Source organism: Actibacterium atlanticum (assembly GCF_000671395.1).
In the GTDB taxonomy this organism is placed as follows: Bacteria; Pseudomonadota; Alphaproteobacteria; order Rhodobacterales; family Rhodobacteraceae; genus Actibacterium_D; species Actibacterium_D atlanticum.
On record NZ_AQQY01000003.1, the window covers coordinates 138,421 to 153,303 of the forward strand.

A 14,883-nucleotide genomic window follows, 5' to 3' on the forward strand; every position below is an offset into this window, starting at 1 on the left:
CTGGTGCTATTTGCCCCTCAAAGGCAAGGACACCAAACACTGGAGCCGAAAATGGCTAACGATTTTATTGTAAAAGACATCGCGCTGGCTGAGTTCGGTCGCAAGGAACTGGACATCGCCGAAACCGAAATGCCCGGTCTGATGGCGCTTCGCGAAGAGTATGGCGACAGCAAACCGCTGAAAGGCGCGCGGATCACCGGGTCTTTGCACATGACCATTCAGACCGCCGTTCTGATTGAAACGCTGGTCGCACTGGGCGCCGATGTGCGCTGGGCCTCGTGCAACATTTTTTCCACGCAGGACCACGCGGCGGCGGCCATCGCGGCGGCTGACATTCCGGTCTTTGCCGTCAAAGGCCAAACTCTGGAAGAGCATTGGGACTACCTGGACAAATCCTTCCTGTTTGAAGACGGCGTCAACATGATCCTCGACGATGGCGGCGACGCCACGCTTTACGTGCTGCTGGGCGCCCGCGCCGAGGCCGGCGAAGATCTGGGCGTGCCCCAGTCCGAAGAGGAAGAGGTGATCCACAAGCAGATCGCCAAGCGCATGGCCGCCAGCCCCGGTTGGTTCACCAAGACCCGCGATGCGATCAAGGGCGTATCCGAGGAAACCACCACCGGCGTGCATCGTCTGTATGACCTGCAGAAAACCGGCCAGCTGCCCTTCCCCGCGATCAACGTGAACGACAGCGTGACCAAGTCGAAGTTCGACAACAAATACGGCTGTAAGGAATCGCTGGTCGACGGCATCCGCCGCGCCACCGACACCATGATGGCCGGTAAGGTTGCCGTGGTCTGCGGCTACGGCGATGTGGGCAAAGGCTCGGCCGCGTCACTGCGCGGTGCAGGGGCCCGCGTGAAGGTGACCGAGGTCGACCCGATCTGCGCCCTGCAGGCCGCAATGGACGGGTTCGAAGTTGTGGTTCTGGAAGACGTGGTAGATTCTGCCGACGTGTTCATCACCACCACCGGCAACAAAGACATCATCCGCATCGAGCATATGCGCGCGATGAAGGACATGGCGATTGTTGGCAACATCGGTCACTTCGACAATGAAATTCAGGTCGCGAGCCTGAAGAACCACAAATGGACCAACATCAAAGAGCAGGTGGACATGATCGAGATGCCCTCGGGCAACCGCATCATCCTGCTTTCTGAGGGCCGTCTGCTGAACCTGGGTAACGCCACTGGCCACCCGTCGTTCGTGATGTCGGCGTCGTTCACCAACCAGGTTCTGGCGCAGATTGAGCTGTTCACCCGCGGTGATCAGTATGACAACGAAGTCTACATCCTGCCCAAGCATCTGGACGAGAAAGTTGCCCGTCTGCACCTGGCCAAGATCGGCGTGAAGCTGACCGAGCTGAGCAAGGATCAGGCCGATTATATCGGTGTCACCCCCGAAGGTCCGTTCAAGCCGGAACACTATCGTTACTAATTCGGACTTACCGCCAGATCTAACGCGACGCCGCCCTAAACGGGGCGGCGTTTTTCATTCCCATTCCATCTGCTCAAAGGCCTGTTGCGCATTGCGCCCGGCAAGGCTGTCGAATTGTTCCAGATAGTCAAAGGCGGATTGGTCGATCTTGGGCGCGTCCAGAATATCGCCCCCTTCGTCGATCAGCGCGCCGATCCGGGTGCGCAGGTTCACCAGATAGTCATAGGTGTCGGCACGGGCGTGGTCGAGCGTCGTTGCCGCGCCATGGCCAGGGACCACATGGGTTGGATTGTAAGCTGCCATCGCTTCAAAGGCTTCGATCCAGCTTTTGGCGTCAGACTGCGACCCGTTGCCCAGAATGCGTTCGACATAGACGATGTCGCCGGTGAACACCGTGTCACGCGCGGGTAACCAGACAAAGGCATCGCCCGGCGTATGCGCCTGCCCGGGATGGATGATTTCAAACTCTAACTCGCCGAGCTTTAGCGTGTAGGTCTCATCAAAGGTGATGTCAGCATAGGCGGGTTCCGTACCCGCCAACCCATCCCCGATCAGATTGTCGAGCATCGTCAACTGCATTGATCCCCGATCTTTATGATCCGCGACGGCCGCATTGCTCGCGATCACCGTGGCGCCCTGCGTCTGCCAATACCCATTGCCCAGCCAGCGATGATCCTGCCCGCCGGAGTTGATGACATGGGTCACCTGCTTGTCAGTCAGCGCGCGGATTTCAGCGTGGATCGCCTCGGCCCCTAACCAGCTGCCGCCGGGATCAACCAGCACAACACCGGCTTCGGTCACCACAACGCCAAAGGTGGCATTGTTGGCAAGGTTCTGCGCGTTGCGCTGTTCCTTGGGGCCGACAAGCGCCCAGACGTCGTCGGTGACGCGCTGAGCTTCAAGCATCTGGGCAAGCGCCGAGCTGGCAAGAGCTAGTGCAAAGACAAAGGTTGATAGTGCAGGGAGTGTCACTTTGTTTCTTTCAGTTTTCGGAGCGGATCGCGGCAACGACGGCGACAAACACTCATGCATTCAATTTACACTATATGATTTGCGCTGGCGGGGAAAGATGGGGCAAAGTTTTCCTTTGTATGCGGACCGTTTCGCCCTACGCTGCCCGCCAGAGGGTAGTAAAAGCCCTGATTTGGTCCAAGCTGGGAGTATTTAAGATGGGCAAAAGAGACGATCTGATCGCGAAGTATGCTGATGATCTAAAGAACAAATGTGGCATGACTCCGGATATGGATTTGCTGACCAAGGTCACTATCGGATGTGGCCCCGCGATCTACAATGACGACGCCTCGACTGTTGCAGCGACGCAGGAAAGCGAGCTGGAAACCGTTAAGAACAACTTCCTGATCAAGAAGCTGGGTCTGGCTGACGGGCCCGAGCTGATGGGCGCGATCAATTCAGTGATCGAGACCTATGGTAAATCCGAGCGCAACAAGTATCGCGCCGTGGTTTACTACATGCTGACCAAGCATTTCGGCAAAGAGTCGATCTACGGCTAAGCTTTACGAAATTTGACTTTGCGCCCGCCCTTTTTTGGCGGGCGCAGGCAATTTAATGCGATAGTTTGTTGAATTCTATAAGAATTCTCAGCGGTAATCGTTTTGGAAACCCGCCGATTTCTGCTAGAACGCTGCTGCAGATCTTTGATCTGTCCGAGAGAGCGTGGTGCGAGCCACGGGGGAAACGGGGGGTTTGGTGAACGTCCAAAGCCCCCGCTTCTTGTTTAGATCAGGCCCAGCACTAAGCCCATCACGGCGCAGCCAAACGTGGCATATCCACCGTCGATAAGCGTCAGGTTTCTGGGGCGGCCCGCAAAGGCATAGTTGGTTGCGATCCACGGCGCGGCGATAAAGACGCCAAGGCCAAGCCCCGAGATCAGCCCTTTGCCCGCGCCTTCAATCCCGCCCAAGGCAAAGATGTGGCGCATCATTCCTGCCACCAGAACAGCACAGACGAAGGAGATGATATAGGGGGTCGGGTTTGACCGATCTGCTGGCTTGCCATCTTCGCCAACTTCCACACCAGATGCCGCCATCCACGGCTGTGCCAAAACCATGTACCACACAGCTCCGAAGGCATATGCGGCAACGGCCGCGATCAGTACGGATAAATACGCCATTGGGTCCTCCACGCGTTTTCCAATGCGCGCAGTATACCTGATTTGGTGGAATTTCCTACAGCCCTACACCACCCATGGTGCAGATGAGGTTGAATTCCTGTTCGGTCACGGGCTGAACGGACAAGCGGGAATTGTTTACCAGAACCATGTCGGACAGCCGGGGTTCAGCTTTCACCATCTCAAGCGTGACCGGCTTGGGCACCGGTTCGACGGCTTTGATATCGACACATTCCCAACGGTCATCGTCGGTGGTGCTGTCGGGGTGGGATTCAGCGCAGACCTCGACAATGCCGACGATCGCTTTCTCTTTCAGCGAGTGATAGAAAAACCCACGATCCCCAACTTTCATCAGCCGCATGTTGTTGCGCGCCTGATAGTTGCGCACGCCGTCCCATTCTTCGCCCGCCTCGCCCTTGGCGACCTGTTGATCCCAGCTCCAGGTGTTGGGCTCAGACTTGAACAACCAATAGGCCATCAGCCGATCACCCGGTTCCACGCCTTGATCGTGACGCTTTCGAACAGATCCGCCTTGGCGTAAGGGTCGTTCGCGGCCCAGTCTTCAGCCGCGGCCATGTCATGCACGTCCAAGATCAGCAACGAGCCGCACATATCGCCGTGCGCGTCCAGAAACGGCCCGGCCTGTGCCACGCTGGTGGCTTTCAGATAGGCGACATGAGCATCACGGTTGGCTTTGCGGACCTCCAGATGGCCGGGTTTGTCATGACAGACAACAGCGAAAAACGGCATTTATTCCTCCTTTAGCGGACGCGACATCAACGCACGCGTAGCATCTTTGATATTCAGTTTACCGTCCAGTACCGCAGCGACCATTGTGGTGATCGGCATCTCGATACCCTTATCCCGGGCGATTTTGGCCACGGCGCGCGCGGTGGCCGCGCCCTCGACCGTGATCGAAGGATCAAAGGCCTGCCCCTGCCCCAGCGACAGCCCAAGTTTGAAATTGCGCGACTGATCTGAGGTGCAGGTAAGCACCATGTCGCCAAGCCCGGACAGGCCCGAAAGTGTCTCTGTTTCAGCGCCAAACGCTTTAGCAAAGCGATTTGTCTCGGCAAACCCCCGGGTGATAAGCGCCGCGCGGGCACTGTCGCCAAAGCCTGCGCCTATCACGATGCCAGCGGCAATCGCGATGACGTTCTTCAGGGCGCCGCCCAGCTCGGCCCCGGCCGTGTCCGTGCTGCGATAGAGCCTTAAATCGGGCGTCGACAGCAGATTTTGCAGCGTCTGACCGGCGTGCGGGTCTTTGCAGGCCAAAGTCAAAGCTGTTGGCAGGCCCTTGGCGATATCGGCAGCAAAGCTCGGCCCGGTCAGGATCGCCGGGGTGGCAACCGGGCAGGTTTGGGCGATGATCGACGTCGGGCCAGTGCCCGTGATCAGCGAAACACCCTTGCAACAGGCCACTACCGGAGTCGCGCCGATGGCATCTTTGGCGGTTTCCAGAAACCCGGCCAAGGCTTGCATCGGGACGGCGACCAACACCGCATCATGCCCACCCAGATCAGCAATTTCGGCTGAAACAGTGACACAATCAGGCAGTTTCACACCCGGCAGACGCGACAGGTTCTCGCGGCTGTGCTGCATGGCACTTGCGTGGTTTTGGTCGTGCGACCAAAGCGTGACCGCACGCCCGGCACGACCAAGCGCGATGGCCAGACCGGTACCAAACGCCCCCGCACCTGCAATGGCGATACTGCTCATGCTTTTGCCCCCTTCTTACCCGATCCCAACATGGGGGTCGCTGCTTTGTCCAGTGGCCAACGCGGGCGCGCCGTCAGGTTCATGCCATCGCGTTGTCCATCGCGATACCTTTCAATCCCCGCCCAAGCGATCATGGCGGCATTGTCGGTGCACAGGCGTAGCGGGGGTGCCAGAAACTCTACGCCTCTTTGCTTACAAAGCGTCTCTAATCCACCGCGAATGGCCATGTTTGCCGCCACGCCCCCAGCGACGGCAAGCGCCGGTTCAGAAGGGTCTTCTGCCATATAGGTGGTCAAAGCGCGCTCGGTCTTGCCGACCAACACGTCGCGCACGGCTGTCTGAAACCCAGCGCAGATATCAGCGCGGTCTTGCACCGTTATTCCGCCCTTTTCCGCCACCAAGGCATCGCGCGCCCGCAAGATCGCGGTTTTCAGCCCCGAGAAAGACATGTCGCAACCCGGTTTGTTCATCAGCGGGCGCGGAAACTTGAATCGGTTTTGTTCGCCGGCCGTGGCTTCTTTTTCGACCGAAGGCCCACCGGGCTGCGCCAGCCCCAAAAGCCGGGCGGTTTTGTCAAAAGCCTCCCCCGGCGCATCGTCTATCGTGCCGCCCAAACGGGAGAAATCATCTGATCCCCGCACCAGCAAGAACTGGCAATGCCCGCCCGAAACAAGCAACATCAGATAGGGAAATTCCAGCTGATCGGTCAGGCGCGGGGTAAGTGCATGCCCGGCCAGATGGTTCACACCGATCAGCGGCAAACCGGCGCCCGCCGCCAGCCCTTTGGCGCACATCACACCCGACATCACGCCGCCTATCAGCCCGGGCCCTGCTGTCACGGCGACCCCATCCAGCGCTGAAAGCGCAAGCCCCGCTTCGGCCAATGCCTCTTGAACGCAGCTGTCCAGCTTTTCCGCGTGGGCACGGGCCGCGATCTCGGGCACGACACCGCCAAAATTCGCGTGCAACGCGGTTTGTCCGGCCACCACATTGGCCAGAATTTGTGGGGTCTGGCCCGGCGTATGACGGATCACCGCAGCGGCGGTGTCATCGCAGCTGCTTTCCAGCCCCAAAAATGTCAGTGTCTGGCCCATGGTCCCAACATTGCGTGATCATCCAATGGCAGGTAACACCGTGAAAGCTTTGGCACAATGCTTCTAGGAGGTCGTGTGACCCCAACCCTATTGCTGATCCGGCCTACCAAAGGCGCCCAAGCCTTCGCGCGGGAGTGCGCTGCTTTGTGGCCCGATCTGCCGATTGTGCGGTCTCCGATCATGCGGATCGAATCCCATGGCGCGCAGGTTCAGCCCCCCGGTTCGGTGATCCTCAGCTCGGCCAGCGCGGTGCCCCAGATTGCCGTGCCAAACGGCTCTCGGCAAATTGCCGCTTACTGCGTCGGGCCACGCACGGCGAAGGCGGCCCATGCCGCCGGAATAAAGGTGGCGCTAACAGCTCCGGACGCGGATGCGCTGATCGCTGAAATCCTGTGCAACCCGCCCAATGAGCCCCTGCTGCACCTGCGCGGCGAACACAGCCGTGGGGACATTTGTCAGCGACTGAACAAGGGCGGGCAGCCCTGCACCGAATTGGTCGTTTATCGTCAGGTTTCTCAGGCTTTGACGGACCCGGCGCGAGAGCTTCTGTCGGGTGCTACCCCGGTGATCCTTCCGCTTTTTTCCCCGCGAAGTGCCCAGCTTCTGTCGTTAGAATCGACCCATATCCACGCGCCAATGTGGATCGCTGCGCTAAGTTCTGCTGTGTATGAGGCTTGGGCCGGGCCGGCTGATCGTGTCGCACTTGCCCCCACGCCGGATGCGCAAGGCATGCTAAAGGCGATACTGAAGTTGATGTGATCCGCTTGAGGGTGTCACAGCGCCAAGCTAAGCTGTATTTGCAGCGCAGAAAGCGCAGGATTAATTGTTGAATTAAACAGGGTGGGCTTCGTGACGGATTCCAGCAAACCGACCGAGAACCAAATCGACGGCGAAACCAAAGCAGAAGCCGAAGACCAGGCAGCGAAGACGCAAGAGTCGCTGGATCAAATTGAAGACGAAGCCACCATCGAGGAAGAGTCTGAAACCAAGGCTCAGGAAGATATCGAGCAGATCGAAGAAGTTCTGCAGGATGCCGACACGCCTCTGGAAGCGCCCGAACCTGAAATCACGTCCGAGCCCAAACGCAGCGGTGGCTTTATGGGCCCGGTTGTCGGCGGAATCATCGCGGCAGTCATCGGGTTTGGCGCGTCGCAGTACCTTGGCCCGCTTGGCCTGTTTGGTGACCCCCAGAACGACACGCGCATCGACGAACTGGTGCTTAAGAATGATGAAGTGGCCCAGACCATCGCTGATCTTAAAGCCAGTGTCGCCGCTATCGCTCCGGTCGATATGACCCCGCAGATCACTGCCTTGGGCGACACCGCCGAGGATCTGGCGATTCAGATTGAAACCCTGTCACAGGCGCTGACCGATCTGGATGTACGTGTGACCGAAATTGAAAAAGCCCCGATTGCTTCGGGGGATTCTTCCGGTGCCGCCGCCGCATACCAGCGCGAGCTGGAGGAGATGCGCGCCGAGCTGGCAGATCAGCGTGCGCGCAATGACGAACTGCTAACCAAAGTCGAAACCGCCGCCAGTGACGCCACATCCGAGGCCCGCGCGCTCGAAGCACACTCTGCCGCGATGCGCATCATGGCTGCGTTGGAAACCGGAACCGGCTTTGAGGCCGCATTGGGCAGCTTGTCGGGATATGACCTACCCGCCGCGCTGACAGATGTGGCGCAAACCGGGGTGACCTCATTGGCTGGTCTGCAGACCGAGTTTGCCGGGTATGCGCGCGATGCCTTGGCGGCGTCTCTGAAAGCGGCCCCGGGCGCAAGCACCTCCGAGCGTTTGTCGAATTTCCTGCGGGTTCAGACCGGTGCCCGATCGTTGACACCGCGTGACGGGGATGACCCCGATGCCGTGCTGTCGCGCGCCCAAGCCGCCGTGGCAGCGGGGGATCTGACGACAGCGTTGGCTGAACTGACAACCCTGCCTGAAAACGGGCAGGCCGCGATGGCGGATTGGGTGGCCCAAGCCCAAGCCCGACTGGATGCGCAGGCTGCGGCCAAAGCGCTTCTCGCATCTGTAAATTAAGGAGGGTGAAATGCTCTGGTCTTTGCTGAAAATCCTTCTTTTTGTCGTTCTGGTCGCCGCGTTGGCTTTTGGCGCGGGTTTGCTGATGGAAAGCGAACACGGGCTTAGCATTGCTGTTGGCGGGTGGGAGTTCTCATTCGGGCCGCTGCAAGCTGTGATCGTGGCGCTGATATTGCTGGTCGTTGTCTGGCTGGTTTTGAAACTGGCGGGCCTATTGGTTGCTGTGATCAAGTTCGTTCTGGGCGATGAAACCGCCATTTCGCGCTATTTTGACCGCAACCGTGAACGGCGCGGGTTCAAGGCATTGGCCGATGGCATGCTGGCGCTGGCTTCGGGTGATGGTCGCAGTGCGATCAGCAAAGCCGCCAAGGCTGAACGTTTGCTGAATAAGCCAGAACTGACCAACCTGCTGACCGCCCAGGCCGCTGAAATGTCTGGCGACCGCAGAAAGGCCGAAGCAACCTACAAAGCGTTGCTGACCGATGATCGCACGCGTTTTGTCGGGGTGCGTGGCTTGATGAAGCAAAAGTTGGCGGATGGCGATACCGATGTCGCACTGAAACTGGCTGAAAAGGCTTTTGCCCTGAAACCGGCGCATGAAGAAGTTCAGGACACGTTGCTGAAGCTTCAGGCCGAAAAAGCCGATTGGAAAGGCGCACGCAAAACCTTGGGCGCCAAGCTGCGCCACGGCGCTTTGCCGCGTGATGTGCACCGCCGTCGCGATGCCGTTCTTGCCTTGTCCGAGGCGCGCGATATTCTGGATGACACCGGCCCGATCGAAGCCCGCGAATCCGCCATTGAGGCCAACCGCCTGTCCCCCGATTTGATCCCTGCCGCTGTGATGGCTGCGCGATCCTATATCGAACAAGGCAAGCCGCGTTATGCGACCCGTGTGGTGAAAAAAACGTGGGAGGTTCAACCTCACCCTGATTTGGCCACCGCTTTTGCCGAGATCAAACCCGAGGAAGACGCACAAGCCCGTCTGAAACGGTTCAAGGCGCTGACCAATCTCAAGCCAAGCCACCCGGAAACCCGGATGTTGCTGACCGAGCTGCATATCGCCGCCGAAGACTTCCCCGAAGCCCGCAAGGCGCTGGGCGATCTGGCCGAGTCCGACCCGACCGCGCGTTCTCTGACGCTGATGGCCGCAATTGAGCGCGGTCAAGGCGCGGATGACGTTGTGGTGCGCGGCTGGCTGACCAAGGCTTTGACCGCTTCGCGCGGGCCGCAGTGGCTGTGCGACAGCTGCGGTACGGCTCATGGCGAATGGGCGCCGGTTTGCCAGAACTGCGCCAGCTTTGATACGCTTAGCTGGAAGACCGCCCCGGCGGGCGCGCTTTCCATGCCGCACTCCACCGAGATGCTGCCGCTGATCGTAGGTGCGCTGGAAGACAAGAGCGCGGATGAAGAGATCGAAGAGGCTATTCCCGTCGAGGAAATCACTGAAGATGCCCCGGTCGAAACGCCCGAGGCCCTTTCAGAAGACGTCGACGTCACGCCCACCGATGACCCGACCCGCCCGGGCATCATTGATGCGGAACCTTTGACCGAAGAAGAACAACGCACCGCGACGAATTAGGGCTACACACGCCTGAAACGTGGTGCTAAAGAGCGCGCTACCAAGACGCCTCTGGCGGTCTAAGTGTGCCGGTGTAGCTCAGCTGGTAGAGCACGTCATTCGTAATGATGGGGTCGTAGGTTCGAGTCCTATCACCGGCACCACCCACCACGTCCCTACCTGTTGTGACTTTGGGGTGATTCTGCCGATTTTTGCTCGAAATGGGGCTTTGGGCCACTCACCGACGCCAAAGTTGATGGATTTTTCCCCTGTTTCGCGAATGTGTGGGGTGGTTTTGTCTCGATCTGTCAATATCGGTTTGCATCGGCAAATCTATTCTTTTCGCAGTTGCGAAAAGTTTATAGACAAAGACCACTAAGGCTGGCTGCTGTTGAACGCAGAAAGCTATTTGAAGGACGAAAATGAACGTGTCTGAAAAGTTTTTCCCGCAGCGCGAGCAGATTGTCGATCATGACGTGATTGATCTAAGCCAGCTACTTGGAACGCTCTGGCGCCGCAAACTATGGATCTTAGCGGCTGGATTGTTGTTCTTGTTGGCGGGCGTTTACTACGCGTTCTCCGTTGCAACCCCTAAGTACAAAGCCACCACGGATATTTTGTTGAATGCTAACGGTGCCGAGTTGGTGGACCTTAGCGCGGTGTTGCCCAGCCTTGGCGCTGATTCCGAAGCGATCAATACGGAAGTAGAAGTTCTGAAAAGCCGGGCGTTGATCGAGCGTGTCGTGAAGGCGGCCGACCTGACCCGCGATCCAGAGTTCAATAGCACCCTGCGCCCCCCCTCGTTAAAGAGCAAACTGAAGAGCCTGCTGACCGGCGCAGAATCCAAACCGCCCAACGCCCAGTTTGAATTGACCACAACAATCAAGGCTGTGCAGGAACGCATGAACGTGCGCAACTTGCCAAGCACCTATGTATTGCAGATTACCGTGATCTCGGAGGCCGCTGAAAAGTCAGTGATGCTGGCTGATCTGATCGCCGAGCAATACGTGCTGTACCAAATGGACGTAAAGTTCGAAGCCACCCGTGACGCGTCTCAATGGCTCAGCTCTCGGGTTGCGGACTTGAAAATTGAACTTGAACAGGCAGAGGCGCGGGTCTCAGAATTTTCGTCAAGTTCCAAGGTTGTGAGCCTTGAAAGCGTGCAAGCCCTTGAACGCCAGGTCAAAGACCTGCGTGATCGTCGTGACGGGACCGCGTCAAGCGCATTGATCGCCGAACAGAAGGTTCTGGATCTGCAAGCGCTGACCGATGCCAGCGCCGAGGAAAAGGCTCAGAAAGCCGATGACGCGCGGTTGTTGACGATCTTGCGCACGCAGGGCGAAGGCGAGGCGTTTGACGCGCGGTTTGAGCAGGTTCTGACCACCGCACGTCAACAAGCGGAACGTACTTCGCTTCAGGCTGCATCGCTTTCAAACAGCATCAGCTCGATGGAAGCCGAAATTGCCGCACAAAGTGAAGAGCTGATCGAACTGCAGCAACTGTCCCGCGAAGCCGAAGCCAGCCGCTTGCTCTATGAGTATTTTCTGGGTCGTCTGAAAGAGACCTCTGCGCAGGAGGGTATCCAGCAGGCTGACAGTCGTCTTCTTTCGCGGGCCGTTCTTCCCGAAGGTCCGGCCGAACCAAAGAAATCTCTGATCCTGATCGTATCGCTGATGCTGGGGGTTATGTTCGGGGCCGGCGGTGCGTTGATCTGGGAAATGCGCCAGAACAACTATCGTCAGGCCAAAGACATTGAAGATGACACTGGCATACCTGTCATGGGGCAGGTGCCTTTGTTGCCCGCACGCAGCCGGAAAGCCGGGATCGAGTATCTGTCCGAAAAACCGTCGTCGGCAGCGGCAGAGGCCATTCGAAACCTCCGGACCTCGGTGCTTTTGTCCGGCATCGACCACACGCCAAAAGTCATCATGTCTACGTCCTCGCTGCCTGGTGAAGGCAAGACCACCATCTCGTTTGCGATGGCACACAATTTGGTTGGACTGGGTAAGAAAGTCTTGTTGGTTGAAGGCGATATTCGGCGTCAGATCTTTGGCCAGTATCTTGGCGCAAAGGATGCCAAAGGGATGATGAGTGTTCTTTCGGGCGATACCAAGCTTGAAGACGCGGTTATCTTCAATGAACTGATCGGCGCCGACATTCTTGTGGCCGAGGAAACCAAAGTAAACGCAGCAGATGTTCTGTCTTCGAATAGTTTTGCGGAGTTTTTGAATCGTGCACGCGAAATCTATGATTTTGTTATTGTCGACACACCGCCGGTTTTGGTTGTGCCCGATGCACGTGTGATTGCGCAGAACGTGGACGCGGTGTTGTTTACCGTGCGCTGGGATAAGACCTCGAAAACGCAGGTGCGTGATGCGCTGCGGATGTTTGAAACCGTGGGCGTATCTGTCAGCGGCATCGTTCTGAACCAGATCGATGGTCGCGGCATGAAACGCTACGGCTTTGGCGACAGTTATGGCGCCTACAGCAGCTACGGCAAGAAGTACTATAACAACTGAACAAAGCGCCCGCCTCGGCGGGCGTTTCTGTTTTCAGCGTGCTGCTGCTTTACAGCGTTTGTGCCAGAACGCTCGCCAAGGCCGTAAGCCCCGCACCCAACGCAAACCATATCACCGCGGACAAACGTGACGCGCGGGGCGGCTCAACCGGATCGGCGGACTGGCGCACCAGCACCTGCTCTGCCATCTGCGGCAGTTTTGGCCCAAACCGCGCCAGCACCCGCGCTGTTTTGGCCAGATCACGGGCAAAGGCGCGCGGGCCGACGTTTTCGCGCACATAGGCCTCGACCACGGGATGGGCGACTTCCCAGATGTTAATGTGTTCATCCAAAGATCGTGCCACGCCTTCGACCACCACCATGGTGCGTTGCAGCAAGATCAGCTCGGTCCGGGTTTCCATGCCGAACTGTTCGGTCACTTCGAACAGGTACGACAGCAGCTTGCCCATGGATATGCGCGAGGCATCCATGCCAAAGATCGGCTCTCCGACGGCGCGCAAGGCGCGAGCGAATTCATCAATGTCCCGGTCGGCGGGCACATAGCCAGCTTCGAAATGCACCTCGGCCACGCGGCGGTAATCACGGCGGATAAAGCCAAACAGAATCTCGGCGTAAACCCGGCGGGTGTATTCATCAATCCGGCCCATGATGCCGAAGTCAAACGCCTGCACATCGCCGTTGGCGCCAACCTTCAGGTTGCCCTGATGCATGTCGGCGTGGAAATACCCATCGCGCAGCGCATGGGACAGGAACAGTTGCAGCACCCGCTCGCCCAATACGCGGCGATCATGCCCGGCGGCGTCAATCGCGTCGTTGTCGCCCAGCGGCGCGCCCTCGGCCCAATCCATCGTCATCACGCGACGCCCGGACAGGTCCCAATGGGTGGTAGGCACGAAAAAGCCCGTGTCATTTTTGGTGTTGGCGGCAAATTCGGACGCCGCCGCGCTTTCCAGACGCAGGTCCAGCTCGCCCATCACCACGCCTTCGAAATGCTCTACTACATCGCGCGGACGCAAACGGCGCGAGGCCGGCGAAAACGCCTCGATAAACCCGGCAGCGAAATAGAAGGCGTCGATATCCTTACGGAAGGCGCGCTCAATGCCCGGACGAAGCACCTTTACGGCAACCTCTTGTCCGGTGGCATCAACCCGCGCGCGGTGGACCTGTGCAATCGAGGCGGCCGCGACGGGTTCGGAGAACTCGGAATAAAGCTGATCGACCGGCGCGCCCAGCTCTTCGGCGATGACCTTCTTGGCGGTGTCCACGTCGAACGGCGGCAGCTTGTCTTGCAGAACACGCAACTGCTGCGCCAGTTCCGGGCCCACCACATCCGGGCGGGTCGACAGGATCTGACCGAACTTGATGTAGGCCGGGCCCAAAGCCGTCAACGCACGGGTGGCGGGCGGCAGGTTCGGGTCGCCCTTATCGCCCAGCCATTGCACGGGCCAAACCAACGTGCGCGCGACAATGCGCAGGGCGCGCGGCGCTTCCATGGCTTCGAGCACCACGCCCATGGCGCCGGTGCGCTCCATGGTGGCGCCGGTACGGATCAGGCGCCAGATGTTATGAGGTCCGCGCATTTACAGTTTCCAGCCCGAGTGCAGCGCCGCAATGCCAAGGCTCAGGTTGCGGTACTTCACTTGCCCGAACCCGGCGTCCTTGATCATCTGCGCAAAGGTGTCCTGATCAGGGAACTTGCGGATCGATTCCACCAGATATTGGTAACTGTCGCGATCATCCGCGATCAGCTTGCCCATCTCGGGGATCACGTTGAACGAGTACCGATCATAGGCCCATTGCATCGCGGGGTTGGGCAGCTGACTGAACTCCAGCACCATCAACCGGCCGCCGGGGCGCAGCACGCGGTAAGCCTCGGCCAGCGCATCAGGCACGCGGGTGACGTTTCGGATGCCAAAGCTGATCGTGTAAACATCAAAGCTGTTGTCCGAAAACGGTAGCGCCATGGCATCGCCGGTGACCCATGAGAGGCTATCGGCCATCTGCTCGGCATCGGCGCGCTGACGCCCTTCAACCAGCATCGATTCCGTCATGTCCAACACGGTCGAGGTCGCCCCCGGCGCACGTTTCAGAAACCGGAACGAAATATCCCCGGTGCCGCCCGCCACATCCAACAGTTCCTGCCCGGGCCGCGGCGCCAGCCAATCCATCATCGCGTCTTTCCAGACGCGGTGGATGCCCATCGACATGACGTCATTCATGATGTCGTATTTTGAGGCCACATTGGTAAAGACCCCATGCACCATCCCGGCTTTTTCATCCTCGGGCACGGTTTGGAATCCGAAATGGGTGGTTTTATCGCTCATGGGTCTTGCCGCCGTTGCTTTCTATCCTTCCATATAGGTGCCCAGCGCCCGACACAATCGCAGGA

14 protein-coding genes and 1 tRNA gene are annotated in these 14,883 nt (G+C 58.7%); 7 read left to right on the forward strand and 8 right to left on the reverse strand.

What is annotated here, in order from left to right:
• The first annotated feature begins 51 nt into the window (after positions 1-51).
• On the forward strand, positions 52-1,437 hold the full coding sequence (ahcY, locus tag ATO10_RS06470; protein ID WP_035249567.1) for an adenosylhomocysteinase: 1,386 nt from the start codon (positions 52-54) through the stop codon (positions 1,435-1,437).
• A gap of 54 nt (positions 1,438-1,491) precedes the next feature.
• Here the strand turns inward: ahcY and ATO10_RS06475 are convergent, their stop codons facing one another.
• Positions 1,492-2,409, reverse strand: coding sequence for an MBL fold metallo-hydrolase (locus ATO10_RS06475; protein WP_162174083.1), 918 nt, complete (start codon positions 2,407-2,409; stop codon positions 1,492-1,494).
• A gap of 197 nt (positions 2,410-2,606) precedes the next feature.
• On the opposite strand from ATO10_RS06475, the gene ATO10_RS06480 reads away from it, so the two are divergent.
• A complete protein-coding gene (locus ATO10_RS06480; RefSeq protein WP_035249569.1) occupies positions 2,607-2,948 on the forward strand; it encodes a DUF2853 family protein in 342 nt (113 codons plus the stop codon).
• A gap of 224 nt (positions 2,949-3,172) precedes the next feature.
• On the opposite strand, the gene ATO10_RS06485 is transcribed toward ATO10_RS06480, so the two are convergent.
• Genes ATO10_RS06485 through tsaD form a run of 5 tightly spaced genes read right to left on the reverse strand, consistent with a single transcriptional unit; the run spans position 3,173 to position 6,378 of the window.
• On the reverse strand, positions 3,173-3,568 hold the full coding sequence (locus tag ATO10_RS06485) for a DUF1761 domain-containing protein (protein ID WP_035249571.1): 396 nt from the start codon (positions 3,566-3,568) through the stop codon (positions 3,173-3,175).
• Positions 3,569-3,623: 55 nt separating this feature from the next.
• The gene (locus tag ATO10_RS06490; protein ID WP_035249574.1) at positions 3,624-4,043 is read right to left on the reverse strand and encodes an EVE domain-containing protein; all 420 of its coding nucleotides are present in this window, start codon (positions 4,041-4,043) and stop codon (positions 3,624-3,626) included.
• Entirely contained in the window at positions 4,043-4,315 is a 273-nt protein-coding gene (locus tag ATO10_RS06495) for a YciI family protein (protein ID WP_035249576.1), read from the reverse strand. Before ATO10_RS06495 ends, ATO10_RS06490 begins: the two co-directional genes overlap by 1 nt.
• Entirely contained in the window at positions 4,316-5,284 is a 969-nt protein-coding gene (locus ATO10_RS06500) for an NAD(P)H-dependent glycerol-3-phosphate dehydrogenase (RefSeq protein ID WP_035249578.1), read from the reverse strand.
• Positions 5,281-6,378 carry a tRNA (adenosine(37)-N6)-threonylcarbamoyltransferase complex transferase subunit TsaD gene (tsaD, locus tag ATO10_RS06505; RefSeq protein WP_035249581.1) on the reverse strand — a complete coding sequence of 366 codons (1,098 nt, stop codon included), beginning with the start codon at positions 6,376-6,378 and terminating at the stop codon, positions 5,281-5,283. Before tsaD ends, ATO10_RS06500 begins: the two co-directional genes overlap by 4 nt.
• A 75-nt stretch (positions 6,379-6,453) precedes the next feature.
• On the opposite strand from tsaD, the gene ATO10_RS06510 reads away from it, so the two are divergent.
• The 5 genes from ATO10_RS06510 to ATO10_RS06530 all read left to right on the forward strand — a co-directional run bounded on the left by ATO10_RS06510 (position 6,454) and on the right by ATO10_RS06530 (position 12,495).
• Positions 6,454-7,137 (forward strand): uroporphyrinogen-III synthase, encoded by a 684-nt coding sequence (locus ATO10_RS06510; RefSeq protein ID WP_035249584.1) that lies wholly within the window; start codon positions 6,454-6,456, stop codon positions 7,135-7,137.
• Between the two features lie 90 nt (positions 7,138-7,227).
• On the forward strand, positions 7,228-8,418 hold the full coding sequence (locus ATO10_RS06515) for a COG4223 family protein (RefSeq protein WP_155886705.1): 1,191 nt from the start codon (positions 7,228-7,230) through the stop codon (positions 8,416-8,418).
• 10 nt (positions 8,419-8,428) lie between these two features.
• A complete protein-coding gene (locus ATO10_RS06520; RefSeq protein WP_035249588.1) occupies positions 8,429-9,997 on the forward strand; it encodes a heme biosynthesis protein HemY in 1,569 nt (522 codons plus the stop codon).
• A 67-nt stretch (positions 9,998-10,064) separates the two neighbouring features.
• Positions 10,065-10,140, forward strand: a tRNA-Thr gene (locus ATO10_RS06525).
• Between the two features lie 258 nt (positions 10,141-10,398).
• The gene (locus tag ATO10_RS06530) at positions 10,399-12,495 is read left to right on the forward strand and encodes a polysaccharide biosynthesis tyrosine autokinase (RefSeq protein WP_035249590.1); all 2,097 of its coding nucleotides are present in this window, start codon (positions 10,399-10,401) and stop codon (positions 12,493-12,495) included.
• 49 nt (positions 12,496-12,544) lie between these two features.
• Here the strand turns inward: ATO10_RS06530 and ubiB are convergent, their stop codons facing one another.
• Entirely contained in the window at positions 12,545-14,074 is a 1,530-nt protein-coding gene (ubiB, locus tag ATO10_RS06535; protein ID WP_035249592.1) for a 2-polyprenylphenol 6-hydroxylase, read from the reverse strand.
• Entirely contained in the window at positions 14,075-14,818 is a 744-nt protein-coding gene (gene ubiE / locus ATO10_RS06540) for a bifunctional demethylmenaquinone methyltransferase/2-methoxy-6-polyprenyl-1,4-benzoquinol methylase UbiE (protein ID WP_035249594.1), read from the reverse strand.
• Positions 14,819-14,883: the final 65 nt, after the last annotated feature.